Raw genomic sequence first — 254 nt, 5'->3', positions numbered from 1 at the left:
AATAAGCGGTGTTAAACCGCATCGGTCAGTCAGTTCGGCACTCAGCCTTCCTGATCTCGTCTTCGAGATCGCGCAAACGGTCTCGTAGCGCCTGATCCGCGTCAACACCGCTTGCCTGGGCGCGAGCAATGAGAGTCACAAGCTGGTCACCAGTCTCCGCCGCGGTGATCGGCTCGTCGGCCAGCTTGACGCCCACCCCACGAGTGCGTGCCCGTGAGATGACCTTAGCGCTGCGGGCCACGCTGGAAAGGGAG

At 62.2% G+C, this 254-nt stretch carries 1 protein-coding gene; it reads right to left on the bottom strand.

Features of this window, described 5'->3' with window-relative positions; translation table 11 throughout:
- Nucleotides 1–25: 25 nt before the first annotated feature.
- The coding region (locus AAEZ05_RS29370) for a hypothetical protein (RefSeq protein WP_350650139.1) at nt 26–254 on the bottom strand (229 nt) is incomplete at its 5' end.

The sequence above is a fragment of the Pseudomonas sp. HY13-MNA-CIBAN-0226 genome (assembly GCF_040310305.1).
Classification (GTDB): domain Bacteria; phylum Pseudomonadota; class Gammaproteobacteria; order Pseudomonadales; family Pseudomonadaceae; genus Aquipseudomonas; species Aquipseudomonas gregormendelii.
The sequence above is the reverse complement of the archived record's forward strand: the minus strand, read 5'-3'. Positions and strand labels throughout refer to the sequence as shown.